This window comes from Mycobacteroides abscessus ATCC 19977 (assembly GCF_000069185.1).
Classification (GTDB): domain Bacteria; phylum Actinomycetota; class Actinomycetes; order Mycobacteriales; family Mycobacteriaceae; genus Mycobacterium; species Mycobacterium abscessus.
Window position 1 is genome coordinate 3643499 of record NC_010397.1, and the last position, 18257, is coordinate 3661755.

General features: G+C 63.9%; 20 protein-coding genes. 5 read left to right on the forward strand and 15 right to left on the reverse strand.

What is annotated here, in order from left to right; all coding sequences use genetic code 11:
• The first annotated feature begins 153 nt into the window (after window positions 1–153).
• Entirely contained in the window at window positions 154–876 is a 723-nt protein-coding gene (locus MAB_RS18220) for an MgtC/SapB family protein (protein WP_005070197.1), read from the forward strand.
• Window positions 877–942: 66 nt separating this feature from the next.
• On the opposite strand, the gene MAB_RS18225 is transcribed toward MAB_RS18220, so the two are convergent.
• From MAB_RS18225 to MAB_RS18280, 12 genes are all read right to left on the reverse strand, one after another.
• Window positions 943–1581: a dTMP kinase gene (locus tag MAB_RS18225; protein ID WP_005111910.1), complete on the reverse strand. Its 639-nt coding sequence runs from the start codon at window positions 1579–1581 to the stop codon at window positions 943–945.
• A gap of 68 nt (window positions 1582–1649) precedes the next feature.
• Complete coding sequence (gene ahcY, locus MAB_RS18230; RefSeq protein ID WP_005080862.1) at window positions 1650–3110, reverse strand: adenosylhomocysteinase; 1461 nt, start codon at window positions 3108–3110, stop codon at window positions 1650–1652.
• Window positions 3111–3232: 122 nt separating this feature from the next.
• Window positions 3233–3829 (reverse strand): TetR/AcrR family transcriptional regulator, encoded by a 597-nt coding sequence (locus tag MAB_RS18235; protein ID WP_005094318.1) that lies wholly within the window; start codon window positions 3827–3829, stop codon window positions 3233–3235.
• 107 nt (window positions 3830–3936) lie between these two features.
• The gene (locus MAB_RS18240) at window positions 3937–4140 is read right to left on the reverse strand and encodes a rubredoxin (RefSeq protein WP_005056265.1); all 204 of its coding nucleotides are present in this window, start codon (window positions 4138–4140) and stop codon (window positions 3937–3939) included.
• Window positions 4137–4325, reverse strand: coding sequence for a rubredoxin (locus MAB_RS18245; RefSeq protein ID WP_005080859.1), 189 nt, complete (start codon window positions 4323–4325; stop codon window positions 4137–4139). The genes MAB_RS18240 and MAB_RS18245 overlap by 4 nt, the downstream gene beginning before the upstream one ends.
• A gap of 1 nt (window position 4326) precedes the next feature.
• Window positions 4327–5556 (reverse strand): alkane 1-monooxygenase, encoded by a 1230-nt coding sequence (locus MAB_RS18250; RefSeq protein ID WP_005111911.1) that lies wholly within the window; start codon window positions 5554–5556, stop codon window positions 4327–4329.
• A 153-nt stretch (window positions 5557–5709) separates the two neighbouring features.
• A complete protein-coding gene (locus MAB_RS18255; RefSeq protein ID WP_005080853.1) occupies window positions 5710–7185 on the reverse strand; it encodes an amino acid permease in 1476 nt (491 codons plus the stop codon).
• A 53-nt stretch (window positions 7186–7238) separates the two neighbouring features.
• Window positions 7239–8162: a cation diffusion facilitator family transporter gene (locus MAB_RS18260; RefSeq protein WP_005080850.1), complete on the reverse strand. Its 924-nt coding sequence runs from the start codon at window positions 8160–8162 to the stop codon at window positions 7239–7241.
• Window positions 8163–8194: 32 nt separating this feature from the next.
• Window positions 8195–9412 carry a mannose-6-phosphate isomerase, class I gene (gene manA, locus MAB_RS18265; protein ID WP_005111913.1) on the reverse strand — a complete coding sequence of 406 codons (1218 nt, stop codon included), beginning with the start codon at window positions 9410–9412 and terminating at the stop codon, window positions 8195–8197.
• Window positions 9409–10476: a hypothetical protein gene (locus MAB_RS18270; RefSeq protein ID WP_005111915.1), complete on the reverse strand. Its 1068-nt coding sequence runs from the start codon at window positions 10474–10476 to the stop codon at window positions 9409–9411. Before MAB_RS18270 ends, manA begins: the two co-directional genes overlap by 4 nt.
• On the reverse strand, window positions 10476–11885 hold the full coding sequence (locus tag MAB_RS18275; RefSeq protein WP_005080843.1) for a phosphomannomutase/phosphoglucomutase: 1410 nt from the start codon (window positions 11883–11885) through the stop codon (window positions 10476–10478). The genes MAB_RS18270 and MAB_RS18275 overlap by 1 nt, the downstream gene beginning before the upstream one ends.
• A gap of 191 nt (window positions 11886–12076) precedes the next feature.
• Entirely contained in the window at window positions 12077–12490 is a 414-nt protein-coding gene (locus tag MAB_RS18280; RefSeq protein ID WP_071997854.1) for a DUF3499 domain-containing protein, read from the reverse strand.
• A gap of 130 nt (window positions 12491–12620) precedes the next feature.
• Here MAB_RS18280 and MAB_RS18285 point away from each other — a divergent pair, with 130 nt between their 5' ends.
• A complete protein-coding gene (locus MAB_RS18285; protein ID WP_005080840.1) occupies window positions 12621–13121 on the forward strand; it encodes a metallopeptidase family protein in 501 nt (166 codons plus the stop codon).
• Between the two features lie 28 nt (window positions 13122–13149).
• Here the strand turns inward: MAB_RS18285 and MAB_RS18290 are convergent, their stop codons facing one another.
• The gene (locus MAB_RS18290) at window positions 13150–13404 is read right to left on the reverse strand and encodes a WhiB family transcriptional regulator (RefSeq protein ID WP_005094330.1); all 255 of its coding nucleotides are present in this window, start codon (window positions 13402–13404) and stop codon (window positions 13150–13152) included.
• Window positions 13405–13804: 400 nt separating this feature from the next.
• On the opposite strand from MAB_RS18290, the gene cofD reads away from it, so the two are divergent.
• Genes cofD through MAB_RS18305 form a run of 3 tightly spaced genes read left to right on the forward strand, consistent with a single transcriptional unit; the run spans window position 13805 to window position 16721 of the window.
• Complete coding sequence (cofD, locus tag MAB_RS18295; RefSeq protein ID WP_005111920.1) at window positions 13805–14773, forward strand: 2-phospho-L-lactate transferase; 969 nt, start codon at window positions 13805–13807, stop codon at window positions 14771–14773.
• A complete protein-coding gene (locus tag MAB_RS18300; protein ID WP_005111922.1) occupies window positions 14770–16146 on the forward strand; it encodes a coenzyme F420-0:L-glutamate ligase in 1377 nt (458 codons plus the stop codon). Before cofD ends, MAB_RS18300 begins: the two co-directional genes overlap by 4 nt.
• Before the next feature lie 29 nt (window positions 16147–16175).
• Window positions 16176–16721 (forward strand): NUDIX hydrolase, encoded by a 546-nt coding sequence (locus MAB_RS18305; protein WP_005111923.1) that lies wholly within the window; start codon window positions 16176–16178, stop codon window positions 16719–16721.
• On the opposite strand, the gene MAB_RS18310 is transcribed toward MAB_RS18305, so the two are convergent.
• Both MAB_RS18310 and manB read right to left on the reverse strand, forming a co-directional pair.
• The gene (locus MAB_RS18310) at window positions 16718–17140 is read right to left on the reverse strand and encodes a hypothetical protein (protein ID WP_005111924.1); all 423 of its coding nucleotides are present in this window, start codon (window positions 17138–17140) and stop codon (window positions 16718–16720) included. The genes MAB_RS18305 and MAB_RS18310 overlap by 4 nt on opposite strands.
• Window positions 17141–17176: 36 nt before the next feature.
• Window positions 17177–18256, reverse strand: coding sequence for a mannose-1-phosphate guanylyltransferase (manB, locus tag MAB_RS18315; RefSeq protein WP_005080830.1), 1080 nt, complete (start codon window positions 18254–18256; stop codon window positions 17177–17179).
• Window position 18257: the final 1 nt, after the last annotated feature.

Below are 18257 nucleotides of genomic sequence, written 5' to 3' on the forward strand. Positions count from 1 at the left end.
CCAGCGCTTAGGAGGTGACGCGACTATGTCCGATAGTCAACCTCCGAGTATCCACAGCGCCTTCTGACCGCAGACCCAGGTTGCGCCCGAAGGCGCTTTTGTTGCACTGATTTTTGTGCATCTCGAAAACACTGCGAGAGAACAGGACCCGCAATGAGCCATTGGGATGTCGTCATCCGCATAGCACTCGGATTCGGCCTGGGTTGCGCCATCGGCATTGAACGGCAGTGGCGCGCCAAGAACGCCGGCCTGCGCACCAACGCGCTGGTGTGCCTGGGCGCAACACTGTTCGTCATCATGGGCGGCTACAGCTTCCACGGCCCCGGCGCAGATCCCACTCGTGTTGCAGCGCAAATCGTTTCGGGTATCGGTTTCCTTGGCGCCGGTGTGATCATGAAGCAGGGCGCCACTATCACCGGGCTGAACACCGCCGCCACCATGTGGGCCACGGCCGCCGTCGGCGCCCTGGCCGGTGGGGGGATGTACGAGGTGGCGGTGTTGGGGGCGGCGGCAATTGTGCTGGCCAACCTGCTGTTACGTCCGCTCGGTCATCTGCTTGACCGGCAGCCTGCGATCGGCCGCGAGGCAGCGCCCGCCGCGTATCTCTTCGAGGTCACTACCACCGATGAGACCGAGGCGCACATCCGCGCACTGACCGTGCAGGCCGTCAGCCGACCGGAATTCGCGCTGCAATCGGTGCGGTCGTATGACGTGGAGGACGGCAAGCACGTGCGGGTGGTCGCGAAGTTGAGCGCCGAGGAGCGCAACGATTCGCTACTGGAGTCCGCGGTGAGCCGGCTGTCCATGGAGCCTGCGGTCTCGTCGGTGCGCTGGCATATCGATCGCGAGGAAGAGGTCGAAGCCAGCGAATGGTAAGCGCCGCACCGCTGCTCGTCGAATGTGAAGCCATTGCGGAATTTCCGCCGCTTGACCGCAGTAGCTTCACGCTCGGCGAAGTAGTTGGGCCGCCAATGCCTCCGGCTCGACACCGTCCGTGATCATCCAGGGGCCGCCCCAGTCACGCTGCGCCAGATCGGCATACGCTGCCGATACCCGCTGCTGTAGATCCGAGTCACGCTCGTAGGTGTCGCGAGCGCGGTCGCTCTCCTGTTGTTCGCGCTGACGGGCGCGCTGCTGGGCCAGCTCCGGAGAAACGTCAAGGAAAACCTGCCAGTCCGGATGCGGCAGCCCGAAGCGCTCATACTCGAGTTGGTGCACCCAGCGCGCCATGTCGCCGCCACCGTCCTGATGCAGCCGGGCCGCACCGTACGCGGCGTTGGAAGCCACCCACCGATCTAAGATCACCAGGTCATGAGAGCGGGTCAGCCCCGCCAGCTCGTCCCTTGCATCACGCCGATCCAGCGCGAACAGCAGACCCATCGCGTACGCGGACGACACCACATCGCCGTGTCCACCTTTGAGCGACTCGGCAGCGAGGTCGGCATGCACCGAACGCCCGTAACGCGGGAAGTCCAGCGTCGCAACGGATAACCCCTGGGAGTTGCCGCGCGCTATCAACTTCTCTGTCAGCGTGCGCTTACCGGCGCCGTCCACGCCCTCGATCGCAATCAGCTGGCCCACGGCTGGTCAGCCTACGCAAAGGCCCCCGGCACCGAAGTGCAAGGGGCCTCTACGTGGATTGGCGGCGATCAGTAGCGGTAGTGCTCCGGCTTGTAGGGACCCTCCACGTCGACACCGATGTACTCGGCCTGGTCCTTGGTGAGCTTGGTCAGCGTGCCGCCGAGAGCCTCGACGTGGATGCGCGCAACCTTCTCGTCGAGGTGCTTGGCCAGCCGGTAGACCTCGTTGTCGTACTCGTCGTTCTTGGTCCACAGCTCGATCTGGGCGATCACCTGGTTGGAGAAGCTGTTGCTCATCACGAACGACGGGTGGCCGGTGGCGTTACCGAGGTTGAGCAGACGCCCCTCGGACAGCACGATGATCGACTTGCCGCTGTCGCCGAAGGTCCACAGATCGACCTGAGGCTTGATGTTGAGGCGAACGGCGCCCGACTTCTCGAGGGCAGCCATGTCGATTTCGTTGTCGAAGTGGCCGATGTTGCCCAGGATCGCCTGGTCCTTCATGGCCTTCATGTGCTCCAGCAGGATGATGTCGAAGTTACCGGTTGCGGTCACCACGATGTCGGCATCGCCGATGGCCTGCTCGACGGTCACCACGTCGAATCCGTCCATGAGTGCCTGCAGCGCGTTGATCGGGTCGATCTCGGTGACCTGGACGCGGGCGCCCTGACCGGCGAGGGACTCGGCGCAACCCTTGCCTACGTCGCCGTAGCCACAGATCAGTACCTTCTTGCCGCCGATGAGCACGTCGGTGCCCCGGTTGATGCCGTCGACCAGCGAGTGCCGGGTGCCGTACTTGTTGTCGAACTTGCTCTTGGTCACCGAGTCGTTGACGTTGATGGCCGGGAACGCCAGTTCGCCGGCGGCGGCGAACTGGTACAGGCGCAGCACGCCCGTGGTGGTCTCCTCGGTGACGCCCTGAACCGATTCGGCGATCTTGGTCCACTTGTCCTTGTCGGTCTCGAACCGCTCGCGCAACAGGTTCAGGAACACCTTGTACTCGGCCGAGTCGTTATCGTCCGCGGGCGGCACCACGCCGGCCTGCTCGAACTGCGCACCGCGCAGCACCAGCATGGTGGCGTCGCCACCATCGTCCAGGATCATGTTGGCTGGCTCGTTCGGCCAGGTGAGCATCTGCTCGGCCGCCCACCAGTACTCCTCGAGCGTCTCGCCCTTCCAGGCGAAGACCGGGGTGCCCTGAGGCTCCTCCGGGGTGCCGTTGGGGCCGACGACCACCGCGGCGGCGGCGTGGTCCTGGGTGGAGAAAATATTGCACGACGCCCACCGAACCTCAGCTCCGAGCGCCACCAGGGTCTCGATCAGCACGGCGGTCTGAATCGTCATATGCAGCGAGCCGGAAATGCGAGCGCCCTTGAGCGGCAACACCTCCGCATATTCCCGGCGCAGCGCCATCAGGCCCGGCATCTCGTGCTCGGCGAGACGGATCTCCTTACGGCCGAACTCGGCCTCGGAAAGATCGGCCACCTTGTATTCAATGCCGTTGCGTACGTCGGCTACCAGCTCGGTCATCGCCACCTCAATCAAGTCTCTGAAGCATGTCAATTCAGCTGACACACACGGGTCCGTCACCAGGTTAGCGCGTGAGAGCGACGGATAGTTAGATCAGGTACCGAGATTTACGCAGGAGCAGGTCACGCCTTGTCGGCAAGCGCGTTGGTCTCGACGAACGGGGACAACAACCGTGCCATATCGAGAGCCACATCATGATCGGATTCCGGCGGCATCGACACATAGCTAATCGCCAGTCGCACAATCGACCTCGCAAGGATCGAAGCGTCCTCCTGACTCGCTGCCACCCAGCTGTTCATGAATGACTCGGTCAGCCGTGCCGAGGCAGGCACCACGATCAGCGCACTGTCCACGGTGACGATCCGCATCAGTTCGGGCTTGGCCTCGCCGGTGAGCAGAGAGATGACCATGGGATCGGCGGCACTCTCGGCGAAGAAGTCGGCAAATCCCGAATGCAGGGCCCCGTGAATGTCGCCGACGTGGGCATAGATCGCGTCGCCGACGGCGTCCACCAGACGATGTGCCAATCTCAGTGCGTACCCCTGGGCCAGGCCCTGCCGAGAGCCGAACTCGTTGTACAACGTTTGACGACTGACCCCTGCGCGGCGCGAGACGTCGGACATCGTGACCGCCGACCAGTCCCGCTGGCGCAGCAGATCGCCCAGGGCGTCGAGGACCGATTCCCGAAGCAGCGCCCGCGCAGCCTCGGCATACGGCACTCGGTGCGATGAGCCGCCTGCGCGAAGAGCATCTGGCCGAGTCACACCGGGCAGCCTGGCAGGGACGCTGGCCGACGTCAATGCGTCCCTGCCGGGCAAAACATCGGTCATGGCCGTGCGATCTCCACCATCACGAAGTCGGCCTTGGCCGCTCCGCAGTCCGGGCAGCTCCAGTCCTCGGGGATGTCATCCCAGCGGGTGCCCGGCTCGATGCCGTCTTCCGGCCAACCGAGAGCTTCGTCGTACTGGAAACCGCATTGCATGCATTCGTATAACTTGTATTCCGAATCGACACAGGTCTCGTCGCTCATGAGTCCGCTCCTACTACTTCGTCGAAATCGATCTTCTCGCGCACTCCACAGTCGGGGCAGCACCAGTCGTCGGGAATCTCCGACCAGGCCGTCCCGGCCGGGAACCCCTCACGAGGGGCTCCCCGGCTCTCGTCGTACACGTACTGACATATAGGGCAACGGTACTGGGATATCTTGGCGGACATTTTATGCCGCCCCTTCCGTCACGCCGTACCTGGCCAGAATCTTTGCGCGCTTACTCGGCTGGATGTTCACCCGGGTGATATCGCCGTCATAGTGATCGAGCACTCGATGGTCCATGACCTTGCGCCACAGTGGCGGGAAGTACGCCAGGGTCAACATGGTGGCGTATCCGCTGGGCAGGTTCGGCGCGCCATCCATGCTGCGCAGCGTCTGATAGCGCCGCGTGGGGTTGGCGTGATGATCGCTGTGCCGCTGCAAGTGGTACAGGAAGATATTGGTCACCAGGTGATCGGAGTTCCAGCTGTGCTTCGGCGTGCAGCGTTCGTACCGCTCACCGTTCTTCTGCCGCAGCAACCCGTAGTGCTCCAGATAGTTCACCGTCTCTAGGAAGGTGAAGCCGTAGATGGCCTGGATGATGAGGTAGGGAATGACCGCGGTGCCGAAGATGGCGATGGTCACCCCGAACAGCACCACCGACATCAGCCAGGCGTTCACCACATCGTTGCTCGGGTGCAACACAAAGCGGTTGAGCCGCTTCATGCGCGTGGCCTCCAGGTTCCAGGAGGACCTCAGGGCGCCCCACACGCTGCGCGGCCAAAAGCCCCAGAAGGTCTCACCGAATCGCGAGCTGGCGGGGTCTTCCGGAGTGGCGACGCGCACGTGATGGCCGCGGTTGTGCTCGATGTAAAAGTGACCATAGAACGTCTGTGCCAGCGTGATTTTCGAGAGCCAGCGCTCCAGCTCTTCCTTCTTGTGGCCCATCTCGTGCGCGGTGTTGATACCCACCCCGCCCAGCACGCCGATCGACGCCGCGATCCCCAGCTTGGAAATCCAGCTGATGCCGTGGTCGAAGCCGATCCAGCTCAGGTCGGTGGCGGTGAAGTAATAGGCACCCAGGAAGAAGCTCGCGTACTGGAACGGAATGAAGATGTAGGTGCAATAGCGGTAGTACTTGTCGTTCTCCAGCGCCTCCATCACCTCATCGGGTGCGTTCTCACCGTCAGCCCCGAAATTCAGGTCCAGCAGCGGCAGGATCACGTAGACCAACAGCGGGCCGATCCAGAAGAGGACCGGCGAGAACTGCTGCCAGCCGAGCTGGTTCATCGCGTAGACCAAAGCCGTCGCGATGAAGATCGCCGTGGGCGGGATCATGCCGTACAGCCACATGTAGCGCTTGCGGTCGCGCCACTGCGCGGCGGGCTGCGCCGGACCGGTTTCCAGGTTTGACGTCATCGTCACTTCTCCTCGTCGATATCTGCGTGAGGTACGTCACCGAACAGATTTGACGATAAGGCATGTTTCGTCGCGTGTCTAGACAAATCAGTATGATTTGTAAAGTGCCTGGTGGCGCGCGTCACCCCCGCAGGTCCTGCGGGGAAAACCGGGTTACTGCTCGACGTCGACGCGCAGCCCAAGCACCGAGTGCTTGCGGCTGTAGGCGAAGTACACGATCACGCCGATGACCATCCAGCTCAAGGCGAACAACCAGGTCCGCACCGCGAGATTGAGCATCAACCACCCGCACGCCACGATCGCCACAATCGGTAGCCACGGCACGCCGGGCGTACGGAAGCTGCGGGGCAGGTCGGGCCGGGAGCGCCGCAGCACGATGACGCCGGCCGACACCAGCACAAACGCGAACAACGTGCCGACGTTGACAATCTCCTCCAGCCCCTCGATCGGGGTGAGAGAAGCGGCTACCGCAACAAGAAAGCCAACGATCAGCGTGATCCGTATCGGTGTGCCGTGCGAGCCGGTTCGCGCCAGCTCACGCGGCAGCAGCCCGTCGCGGCACATCGCGAAAATAACGCGGATCTGCCCGAGCATCAGCACCATGACCACGGTGGTCAGCCCCGCCAATGCACCGACCGCGATCACCTTGGCGGCCCAGTCGACACCGTTGAGGTGGAATGCCGTGGACAGATTCGGATGGGAGTCAGCGACCCGCAGATCGCTGTACTTGACCATGCCCGAGAGCACCACAGTCACCGCGACGTACAGGACGGTCACGATGACCAACGAAGCGATGATGCCGCGCGGCACATCCTTCTGCGGGTTCCGCGTCTCCTCCGCGGTCGTGGCGACGACATCGAAACCGATGAACGCGAAGAAAACGATCGACGCACCCGCGAGCACACCGAACCAGCCGTACTGACTTCCCGAGCCGCCCGCGACGAAAGAGAACAGGGACTGGTCTAGTCCCTGCCTACTGGAACTGCCCGCCTCCGCCGGAGGGATGAACGGTGTGTAGTTGGCCGTCTTGATGAAGAACGCACCGACAATGATGACCAGCAGCACCACCAGCACCTTGATGGTGGTGATGACAAGGGATACCCGCGAGGACAGCTTGGTACCGACCGCGAGCAGCACGGTCAGCACCGACACAATGAGCAATGCACCCCAGTCGATCTTGACCGCTCCGAGATGTACTGCGCCACTGGATAACCCAAATACCGTACTCAGATAACTGGACCAGCCCTTGGCGACGGTGGCCGCACCGACCGAGAACTCCAGAATCAGATCCCAGCCCAGGATCCAGGCGGCGAACTCGCCGAACGTCGCATAGGAAAAGGTGTAGGCACTCCCGGCAACCGGGATGGTGGAGGCGAATTCCGCGTAGCACATCGCCGCCAGCCCGCATCCGATCGCAGCCATGATGAAGGAGAGTGAGATCGCCGGCCCGGTGACGTTGGCCGCCGTCGACGCCGTGACGGTGAAGATACCCGCCCCGATAACCACCGAGACCCCGAAAACGGTGAGATCCCACCACGTTAGGTCCCTACGAAGCTTGGTCTCCGGCTCGTCGGTATCCGCAATCGACTGTTCGACAGACTTGGTTCGCCACAATCCGCTACCTGGCATTACGGCAGTCTCGCACAACCCCCATGCTCACGACGGTTGATCACACCGGCTAGCTAAGAATTTGCCGCCGAACGATCCAGATCGGGTTCCAGATAGATCACCTGTGCTATCGGCACGGCCGCGCGCACTCGCCGTTCGGCGGCATCGATCGTGGCGGCAACCCGCGGCAGCTCGGCGGAGGGCGTGATGGCGATCTTGGCCGCGACCAACAGCTCTTCCGGACCCAGATACTGGGTACGGCAATGGATTACCCGCTCGACGTCGTCCGTACCAGCCAGCGCGTCCAGGATTGCCTGCTCCTGTATCGCGGTCGCCCCCTCCCCGATCAACAGGCTCTTCATCTCGACCATAAGCACGATGGCGATGATGCCCAGCAGCACACCGATGGCCACGGTGCCGATCCCGTCCCATACCGGATCACCGGTGACGATGGTCATGCCGACACCGAACAACGCGAAGGCCAGCCCCAACAACGCACCGGTGTCTTCCAGCAGCACGACGGGCAACTCCGGATTGCGCGAGTTCCGGATGAACTGCCACCAGCTGGCGCCACCCTTCAGCGGCTTGGATTCCACGAACGCGGTGCGGAAGCTGTAACCCTCAAGCGCTATCGCCACCCCCAAAATGGCGATCGCGACGATGGGTGACTGGAGATGTTCGGGTGCATGGATCTTGTGATAGCCCTCGTAGAGGGCGAAGACCGAGCCCAGAGTGAACAACACCAGCGCGACCACAAAGGAGTAGAAGAATCGGCTACGCCCATACCCGAACGGGTGCAGGCGATCTGCTTCCTTACTCGCGGCCCGCTGTCCGTACAACAGCAGACCCTGGTTGGACGTGTCCGCGATCGAATGCACGGACTCGGCCAGCATCGATGAACTTCCGGTGATCGCGAAGCCGATGAACTTGGCCACGGCGATACCGGCATTGGCCGCCAGCGCCGCGATAATCGCCCTCTTACTGCCACCTGCCGACATCGACTCTCCTTCTGTTCCCGCCCCTGCGGCCGTTACGCGTCCGCGTCGACTGTTGCCATGAACACCCGGGCATCGGACCGCCCGGTCAGTGTGACACTGCCCCCGTCGGCCGGCACCCACACCGACTGACCCGCACGCACCTTCAGGCCGGCCCCCGAACCGTCCAGAGTCACATCGCCCTGGGTGCACAGCAGTATCCGCGGGCCCTTGATACCCACCTGGGTGGGCTCGCCGGCCGCCAAGTCGAAACGCGAAAGCGCGAACTCCCTGGCAGGAGTGCGGTAGCGGGTCTGGGCACCATCGGTAACCGTCTCGACATGTAGGTGCGCCTCGGAAGCGGGCGAAAAGTCCAGCACCCGAAGCAGTTCCGGAACATCTACGTGCTTGGGCGTCAGGCCGCCGCGCAGGACGTTATCGGAGTTGGCCATGATCTCCACCGCCAAGCCGCGCAGATACGCGTGCAGGTTCCCGGCAGGCAGGTAGATCCCCTCCCCCGGTTCCAGCGTCAGCCGATTCAACAGCAGCGAGGCCAGCACGCCCGCGTCTGCGGGATAGCGCTCACCCAACTCCAGGAGCGTGCGGGCCTCGCCGACGAAGCGCACGTCATCGGAGGACAGATAACGCACCGCCCCGTCGAGCACCGCGGGCACCAACACATCCAGACTCGGCTGGGGAAGGGTGATCCAGGTGGTGAACAGGGCCCGTAGACCATCGGCATCGGATTGACCGGCCAGCAGGTTCACATACGGTGTCAGCGCTTCGACGTCGAGCGCACGGAACAGGTCCACCGTATCGCCCGGATCACGGAAACCCGCCAGCGCCTCGAAACGGTCTAAGGCCACCACAAGTTCCGGTTTGTGGTTGCGATCGCGGTAGTTACGTACCGGAGAGTTGAGCGGCACACCCGCCGCCTCTTCGCGCGCGAACCCGTCCGCGGCCTGCTGGGCGCTTGGGTGCGCCTGCAAGGAAAGTGGCTCGTCGGCGGCTAGCACCTTGAGCAGGAAGGGTAACTGGTCACCAAACTCCGCCACGGACGCCGCACCCAGCTGGCCGGTCGGATCGGCGGCCACCACCTCAAGCAACGACTCTGCGCCGCCACCGGTTTCCAGATATGCGGGGTCCGCGGGATGCGCCCCCAGCCACAGCTCGGCCTCCGGATGCGGTGTGGGCGTGGGGCGTCCGGTGAACTCGGCGATGGCCGTCCGCGAACCCCAGGCGTACGTCCTTATCGCCCCCCTGAGCAGATTCACAGCCCGGATCTCCCCCCACCAAGCCGGGCGTACACCGAGGCCATTTCGAGCCGTGTCGAAAGCATCATCAACTGTGCCAGCTCCGAAGGCCTGGCCGCTACCGGGCCGAGGTCTGTGGTGCTCACCAGCTCTGCGTCATCGAGGCCCTCGATCCGCGCCGCGACCGATTGATAGTCGCTGTCGGTGGCCAACGCCAGGATACGTGGCGGAGCCTCGGCACGAGGGCCGTCGATGAACTCGTCGTGGAACAGCGAACTCTCGCCAGAGCTCTTGCTCGCCAACGCATCCCGCATCGCTGCCAGCGCCTGCGCAAGCCCGCACGCGGTCGCGGTGCGTTGGGTCAGTCGTAACAGCGTAGCCGCCGCGTGGCCGGCAAGCGTCAGCGTGGCCGACCGATCACCGCACAGCACCGTGGGACCACTGGTCAAGCGCGCCGCAATTGCCTTGGCGGCATTGGTGAAAACCTCGCGCCCCACCGTGTTCCGGGACACCTCGCCGTCCACCTCGTCGGCGATCGTCATCACATCGGGTGCCACGGACTTGTCCAGGACGCCAAGCACGGCGGCGCCGACGGCAAGGTGGTGAGCGAGGCTGAAGGTGTCCGGTACACGTAGCCGAGGCGCCAGCGAAATGGCTCGCCCGGCACCAGAATCGGCCAGGGGGCCCTCGTCGGGTGCGGCAATCACCACCCGCGCTCCGCGCCGGGTGCCTAGCGTTACCGCAGCACTGAGCGCCGGATCACCGGCGTCGTCACCGGCGATCACCATGACGTCAAGCGGGCCAACCCACACCGGCGCCCGGGTGGCAGTCACGAAAGGGAGGCTCACCGTATCGGACAGCGCCCCGGCCAGAATCGCTCCCGCCGTGGCAGCGGTGCCCCGCCCCGAGACCCACACGACGGCACGCGAACGATCCTCGGAACGCAACGGCTCCAGGGCACCCTCGGCGATTGCGGTTCCGACCGCGCGTACCTGTGATCCAGCCATGGACGCCGCCTGCAACGATCCATCGAGGTCCGCCGCCAAGAGCGCCTCGGCGTCGTCCAGATCGATGGTGGCGTTCATCAGGTGGCAGCCTCTGTCCGATCAACCAAATCCGAGATGCGCGCGACCACGGCGGCCACATCTTCATCGGTGCGAGCCTCGACATTGAGTCGCAGTAAGGGCTCGGTGTTGGATGTGCGCAGGTTAAACCAGGTTCCCGCACCGATATCGACGGTCACTCCATCGAGGTGATCGATCGAAACTATTTGTGTGCCAAACGACTTGAGCACCTCATCAATGCAGGCCCCGGCGTTCGACACGCGGAAGTTGATCTCACCGGACGCCGCGTAGCGCTCGTAATCGGACATGAGATCCGATAGCGGCCGCTCTTGTTCACTGAGCGCCGCCAGCACATGCAGAGCCGCCAGCATGCCGGAATCGGCACCCCAGAAGTCACGGAAGTAATAGTGCGCGGAGTGCTCGCCGCCGAAGATCGCGCCCGTCTCGGCCATCAATGCCTTGATGAACGAGTGACCGACGCGAGACCGTACCGGCGTCCCGCCGTGTTCGACCACGAGCTCGGGGACGGCACGCGAGGTGATCAGATTATGGATGATGGTGCCGCCGATTTCCCGCTCCAGCTCCCGGCGAGCTACCAAAGCGGTTACCGCCGAAGGCGATACCGCCCGACCACGCTCGTCGACCACAAAGCACCGGTCCGCGTCGCCGTCAAAGGCCAGACCGATATCGGCGCTCTCCGCGGCGACGAACGCCTGCAGATCACGTAGATTTTCGGCATCGAGCGGGTTGGCCTCGTGGTTGGGAAAATTACCGTCCAACTCGAAGTACAAGGGAGCCAGCGTGATCGAGGGAATCGCACCCAACACCGCAGGAGTCGTGTGCCCGGCCATACCATTTCCGGCATCCACCGCCACCCGTAGCGGGCGCGCTCCGCTCAACTGCACCAGCGACCGCAGGAAGTCGCCATACTCTGCCAGCACGTCACGCTCGGTGACCGTGCCCACGGGACCGTCGTAGCCAGGTACGCCGTCAATCAACTCGCCACTGATAACGGACAGACCGGTGTCCTTGCCCACAGGTTTGGCACCGGCGCGGCACAGCTTGATTCCGTTGTATGCGGCCGGATTGTGGCTTGCGGTGAACATCGCGCCCGGGCAGTCCAACAATCCAGAAGCGAAGTACAGCTGATCGGTGGATGCCAATCCGATCTGCACCACGTCGACGCCCTGGGCGGTCACACCGTCGGTGAACGCCTGCGCCAAGGACGGCGAGGAATCCCGCATATCGCGCCCCACCACAACCCGCGGCGCCCTCGATGAATCGGCGGAGTCGTCCCGTTCGGCCTTGATCAACCGCGCGAACGACGATCCCACGTCGAAGACAAAAGATTCATCGATCTGCTCGCCCAGGAGGCCACGGACGTCGTACGCCTTGATGACAGCGTGGACAGCGTCGGCGGACCGGGCCATGACGAGAGCACTCCTATTGATCTGTTGAAAATCTGACGTTAGGTCTCGCTGGCCAGCCTAGTGGTCGGCGAGGGTCCAACGTGAACGTCCGGCGAGAGGGTACAGAATGTAATCAGACTGCGCCGAAAGTACCTAATCAGAGCCGTTGGACATCCGCGCCGATTCGAGCGAGCCGCACTCGGGAAAGATTCTCACTCGGACGGATCGGGCAGAACTCTCAGATGCCCACGGCGGCGGCCCACCGGAGCCGGGTGCACAGGACGCGGGGCCACGTTGGGTGCGGGGGCGCTGACATCGAGCGCCGGCTCGCTGAATCCCGCAGCAGCCACCCGGACACCGCCGGTGGTTTCGCGTACCGCGTCCGCCAGCGCAACCAGGTCGTCATCCTCCGGATTCGACGGCAACGGACCGTTGTAGCGGACCAGTTCCCATCCGCGGGGCGCGGTGATCCGGCTCGCGTGCTGCGCGCACAGATCCCACGAATGCGGCTCGCTGGATGTGGCCAGCGGCCCGACCACGGCCGTCGAATCCGCGTAGACGAAGGTCAACGTCGCCACGGCGGAATTCGGGCACCCGGGTCGACAGCAGCGACGGGGGGCTCTCACAAACGTTGAGGCTAGCGTGCGCAAACACGTTCCGACCCGCAGACACGCGCTGTGCGCCCACCGAGACCGTCCGGTGACCGGCTCGTTGTGATTCGTCAATCACAAGAGTCACACCGTTACCATCTCTGCTATGTCACGTGACGGACGGCGCGGCGGCTCGGCCGGAGGGCCCGGCTCGCAGGGCTCTCGGCGAGGGCGCGATTTCCGCGGCCCCCTACTGCCGCCCACCGTGCCCGGCTGGCGTTCACGCGCCGAGCGCTTCGATATGGCGGTGCTGGAGGCGTACGAACCGATCGAGCGGGCCTGGCAGTCACGCCTCGAAGGACTCGATGTCGCGGTCGATGAAATACCGCGCATTCAGCCCAAGGATCCGGATTCGGTCCAGTGGCCGCCGGAGGTGATCGCGGACGGACCGATACCGTTGGCCAGGCTAATCCCTGCCGGCGTAGACACCCGGGGCAACACCACCCGGGCGCGGATTGTGTTATTCCGCAAGCCGATCGAATTGCGCGCGAAGAAATCTGGGGATTTGTCGGATCTACTGCACGATCTTTTGGTCGCGCAGGTTGCCACCCACCTGGGGGTGGAGCCGTCGGTGATCGACCCGACCATCACCGACGAGGGCGACTAGCTCCGCCCTGCCGAACACGGGAATCAGATCAGATGATGCCCCGCTTCAGGCGGCGGCGCTCACGCTCGGACAGCCCGCCCCAAATGCCGAACCGTTCGTCGTTGGCCAGCGCATACTCAAGGCACTCGTCCTTGACTTCGCAACCCTGGCAGATTCGCTTGGCTTCACGAGTCGATCCGCCCTTTTCGGGGAAGAACGCCTCGGGATCGGTCTGTGCGCACAGCGCCTTTTCTTGCCACTGATCGTCAGCGACGGCAGCAAGCGCGTCAAAATCGTTCTGCACCAACGTCAGATGCGGACGTGCGGGCGACAAGCCCGCCGCACCCGTGCCAACGCCGGAACTCAGCTCGTCGTGTACGCCGAATTCATTGCGCCCGAACAGCATCGTCCCGCCTCCTCACTGTTCCTCTTGCATCCCAATACAGCTCGTATTGCCCGGTTTCGTGCCCACATCATTCGTTTCCGGCCATTCCATTCGAATCCATTCGAACACCTGATCGAATCCCGGTCTGCGCCTGCGACTTACAAAACCCAGGCCGAGGAATGACACTGGTGTGATTACACACGTGTTCGCTGCCGGGGTCAAGCGAAGGACGAAAATTCATACCATCTACGACCGACAAAACCGGCGTGGCGCCCTCGTGGCGTGTCGCGTCATTGCCGGCGCACTAGTCTCGGTCAACGTGAAAGTCACCGTTCTCGTCGGTGGCGTCGGCGGAGCGCGCTTCCTCCTCGGCGTCCAGCGCTTGCTCGGATCGGATCCCAGCAAGCATCAGATAAACGCCGTTGTGAACATTGGCGACGACGCCTGGATGCACGGTGTCAGGATCTGCCCTGACCTGGACACCTGCATGTACACCCTGGGCGGCGCGGTCGATCCGGAGCGCGGTTGGGGGCACCGCGGCGAGACCTGGAATGCCATGGAGGAGCTGGCCGCCTACGGCGCCCAACCCGACTGGTTTTCGCTCGGCGACAGGGACCTGGCCACTCACCTGATACGCAGCCAAATGCTGCGAGCCGGTTACCCGCTATCGGCGGTCACCGAAGCGTTATGCAACCGATGGCAGCCCGGAGTCCGGCTGTTACCCGCCAGTGACGACCGCTGCGAGACCCACGTGGTGATCACCGACCCCACCGACGGGGAGCAGCGCGCCATCCACTTCCAGCAGTGGTGGGTGCAGCACCGCGCACAGGTTCCCACGCACAGCTTCGCGTTCATCGGCGCCGACGAAGCAAAGTCCGGCCCCGGAGTTGCCGAGGCCATCGGCGAGGCCGATGTGGTCTTGCTGGCGCCGTCCAACCCGGTCGTGAGCATCGGGGCCATCCTGGCGGTCGGCGGAGTTCGCGGGGCACTCCGCACGACCTCCGCTCCGGTCATCGGGTACTCACCGATCGTGTCCGGCAAGCCACTGCGCGGAATGGCCGACGAATGTTTGCGCGTGATCGGTGTCGAGGTCAGCTCACAGGGTGTGGGAGAACACTTCGGCGCCCGGTCGCAGACCGGCATCCTCGACGGCTGGCTGGTCGACGAGGGTGACGCCGCTCACATTGCGGGAGTTCAGGTACGGTCGGTTCCGCTACTCATGACCGACCCCGACGCGACGGCGGCAATGGTACGTGCGGGACTTGACCTGGCCGGAGTTACCTTATGACCCCACCTGCGGATTCTCCTGCACCGGAACATGGTTCGGCAGCTCCGGTTCAAATCCTACCCGTAACCGGCCTGCCCGAATTCCGCCCGGGCGACGACGTGGCCGCGGCCATCGCAGGCGCGGCGCCATGGCTGCGTGACGGTGATGTGATCGTCATCACCAGCAAGATAATCTCCAAGGCCGAGGGACGGATCGTCGCCGCGCCCACTGATCCCGAAGCCCGGGACACACTGCGGCGCAAGTTAATCGACTCCGAATCGATCCGCGTGTTGGCCCGCAAGGGTAAGACACTGATCACCGAGAACACCATCGGCATCGTGCAGGCCGCCGCGGGAATCGACGCGTCAAACGTCGACACCGCCGAACTGGTTCTGCTTCCCACCGACCCGGACGCCAGCGCGGCGGCAGTGCGGCTGGCGCTGTCACAACGCTTGGGCGTCAAGGTTGCGGTGGTGATCACCGACACCATGGGACGAGCCTGGCGCAACGGCCAAACTGATGCCGCCATCGGCTCCGCCGGCATACCAGTCCTCTACGGTTATGCGGGCGCAAAAGACAAACACGGTAACGAACTTCAGGTCACCGAGGTCGCCATCGCCGACGAAATCTCGGCTGCCGCCGACTTGGTCAAGGGCAAGCTGACCGATGTACCGGTCGCGGTGGTGCGCGGCCTGACCCTGCTCGATGACGGCAGTGCGGCGAGCGACCTGTTGCGTTCCGGACCGGACGACTTGTTCTGGCTCGGCACCAACGAGGCACTGGAGCAAGGACGGCGCGAAGCAATACTCGTGCGCCGCTCCATCCGCCAATTCGCAGATATCCCAGTCGATCCCGATCTGCTGCGGGAAGCCATCGGTGAAGCGCTGACCGCACCCGCACCGCATCACACACATCCGGTCCGATTCGTGTGGGTGCGCGACCTCACGACGCGGCGTGCGCTCCTGGACGCCCTGAAACAGGCCTGGGCCGCCGATCTCACCGCCGACGGCCGTAGCCCGGAATCAGTGCAGAAGAGGGTGGCGCGGGGACAAATCCTTTATGACGCACCCGAAATCGTGATCCCGTTCCTAGTACCTGATGGCGCGCACGACTATCCGGACGACCGCCGAACCGCCGCGGAGCGCACTATGTTCACCGTCGCGGTTGGCGCGGCGGTGCAGGCTCTTCTGGTCGCCCTCGCCGCCCGGCAGGTCGGCAGCTGCTGGATCGGATCCACCATCTTCGCGGGCGACGTTGTACGCAAGCAGCTGGTAGTGGATTCTTCGTGGGAACCGATGGGCGCCATAGCCATCGGCTATCCGCATGGCTATCCCGAGGAAGGCCTGGACCCACGCACTCCCCTGCCGCCGGGACAGATGCTGGTGGAATTGTGACGGCCCGGCACCCCGGTGAGGGCCATCAGATGCCCTCGGATCTGCGTGAGTCCGCTATCGAGCTGCTCTCCTCATGGCAGGCGCCCGATGCAGAACAAGACAGCCTGCGCCACTCCGTACTGGCGTTTCTCGACGCCAATCCCGATGCCTGCCGTCGTCGTAGCGCCGCGGGCCATGTCACCGCCTCGGCACTGGTGGTCAACCACGACGGATCGCAGGCGCTGCTCACGCTGCATCCCCGCGTCGGTAAGTGGCTGCAGCTCGGCGGCCATTGCGAAGAGGAAGACCCCACCATCCACGCGGCCGCCCTGCGCGAAGCCACCGAAGAGTCCGGCATCGACGACCTGCTCCTCGAGCCGAATCTGCTTGGCATCCACGTTCATCCAATTACCTGCTCGCTGGGAGTCCCAACCCGGCACCTCGATCTGCAGTTCTTGGCGCATGCACCGGAGGGCGCGCAGATCGCCGTCAGCGATGAATCGCTCGACCTGCGCTGGTGGCCCCTTGACCAGATCCCCGAGGAAGATCACTCCGTCGTCGTGTTGGCCCAACGCGCGCGGAACCGGCTACGTTAATGCCCTTCGACGCGCAGAAATATCTGGGATTTTCCGGAGGGCAGATCGCCGGTGAACACGCTGATCCCGTACATGCTGTCCGCGACACCGTAGCGGGCATTTGCCATGTCACAGGTGAACCCGGCCCTTAGCCAATCTGGATCAGTGCGCTGCGGTATGCGCTCACAGGGTGTCGGTTCGGTTCGGATTGGATTACCTCGCACCAATATTGGCGCCGGCGGTGAAGTCTGGGACTCAAAGGCTCCTGAACGCCATCCCTGACCCACGAACGGATCGGGAAAGTATGTCATGGCAACCAGGCTGTACGAGTCGGGAATGGTCAGCTCGACCTTCTTGAAGTTGTCGCGGGCACGTTGCAGATCCTGCTCCTGCTGCTTCTGATCGCCCCTGTCCGAGCAGCCGATCAGCGCAAGAAGCACTGTCCCGCAAGCCAACAACCCGCCACAGCGCATTGCTTATACGTCCGACGAGTACCTGATACCGCCATCGGGGATCGTGATGCCGGGCCACACCCGCGCGCCGCGCAGCAGCTCGCACCGTGCGCCGATATCGGCGCCGTCCCCGATCACGCCGTCACGCACCAGAGCGCGTGGTCCGATCCGGGCGCCGAACCCGATGATAGAACGTTCCACGACGGCCCCGGCCTCTATGCGCGCACCGTCGAAAACAACCGCGCCGTCCAGCCGCGCACCCGGGCCGATTTCGGCACCGCGGCCCACCACGGTACCGCCGATGACCAGCGCGCCCGGGGCCACCGACGCGCCGTCGTGCACCAGCGCCTCGCCCGGATGCTCGGGGATGGCCGGCGAGGGCGCAATGCCGCGCACCAGGTCGGCCGACCCACGCACAAAGTCTTCCGGGGTTCCCATGTCTCGCCAGTAACTGGTGTCGACATACCCACATACCTTGGCTCCGCTGCTCAACAGACCCGGGAATACCTCCCGCTCAACCGAAACGGGCCGACCCGACGGGATCTGCTCAATCAGCTCACGCCGGAAGACGTAACAACCGGCGTTGATCTGATCAGTGGGCGGGTCCTCGGTCTTCTCCAGGAATGCGGTGACCTTGCCATCGGAATCGGTGGGCACACAACCGAATGCGCGCGGATCGCCGACGCGTACCAAATGCAAGGTGAGGTCGGCCTGGGTCTGTTCATGCTGTGCGAGAAGATCTTTCAGATCCAAGCCGGAGAGCACATCGCCGTTGAAGATCAGCGCGGTGTCGTACCTCAGATGCTCCAACACATTTCGGATGGCACCGCCGGTACCCAGCGGCTCCTCTTCGTACACGTACGTGATCTGTAGGCCGAGCTTGGATCCATCGCCGAACTCCGACTCGAAGACATCGGCCTTGTAGGACGTGCCGAGCACGACGTGATCAATGCCTGCGGCGGCAACGCGGGACAACACGTGGGTAAGAAACGGAAAACCCGCGATCGGCAACATCGGTTTGGGCGCCGACAAGGTCAGCGGACGCAACCGGGTACCCTGCCCACCCACCAAGATGACGGCATCGGCTTTCACAGTGCCAGACATA

Coding starts and splice junctions, on each gene's coding strand:
- MAB_RS18220 (WP_005070197.1), top strand. CDS start 154: ATGAGCCATTGGGATGTCGTCATCCGCATAGCACTCGGATTCGGCCTG.
- ahcY (WP_005080862.1), bottom strand. CDS start 3,110: ATGACCGAGCTGGTAGCCGACGTACGCAACGGCATTGAATACAAGGTG.
- MAB_RS18240 (WP_005056265.1), bottom strand. CDS start 4,140: ATGAGCGACGAGACCTGTGTCGATTCGGAATACAAGTTATACGAATGC.
- MAB_RS18245 (WP_005080859.1), bottom strand. CDS start 4,325: ATGTCCGCCAAGATATCCCAGTACCGTTGCCCTATATGTCAGTACGTG.
- MAB_RS18250 (WP_005111911.1), bottom strand. CDS start 5,556: ATGACGTCAAACCTGGAAACCGGTCCGGCGCAGCCCGCCGCGCAGTGG.
- MAB_RS18255 (WP_005080853.1), bottom strand. CDS start 7,185: ATGCCAGGTAGCGGATTGTGGCGAACCAAGTCTGTCGAACAGTCGATT.
- MAB_RS18260 (WP_005080850.1), bottom strand. CDS start 8,162: ATGTCGGCAGGTGGCAGTAAGAGGGCGATTATCGCGGCGCTGGCGGCC.
- MAB_RS18270 (WP_005111915.1), bottom strand. CDS start 10,476: ATGAACGCCACCATCGATCTGGACGACGCCGAGGCGCTCTTGGCGGCG.
- MAB_RS18275 (WP_005080843.1), bottom strand. CDS start 11,885: ATGGCCCGGTCCGCCGACGCTGTCCACGCTGTCATCAAGGCGTACGAC.
- MAB_RS18285 (WP_005080840.1), top strand. CDS start 12,621: ATGTCACGTGACGGACGGCGCGGCGGCTCGGCCGGAGGGCCCGGCTCG.
- MAB_RS18300 (WP_005111922.1), top strand. CDS start 14,770: ATGACCCCACCTGCGGATTCTCCTGCACCGGAACATGGTTCGGCAGCT.
- MAB_RS18305 (WP_005111923.1), top strand. CDS start 16,176: ATGCCCTCGGATCTGCGTGAGTCCGCTATCGAGCTGCTCTCCTCATGG.
- manB (WP_005080830.1), bottom strand. CDS start 18,256: ATGTCTGGCACTGTGAAAGCCGATGCCGTCATCTTGGTGGGTGGGCAG.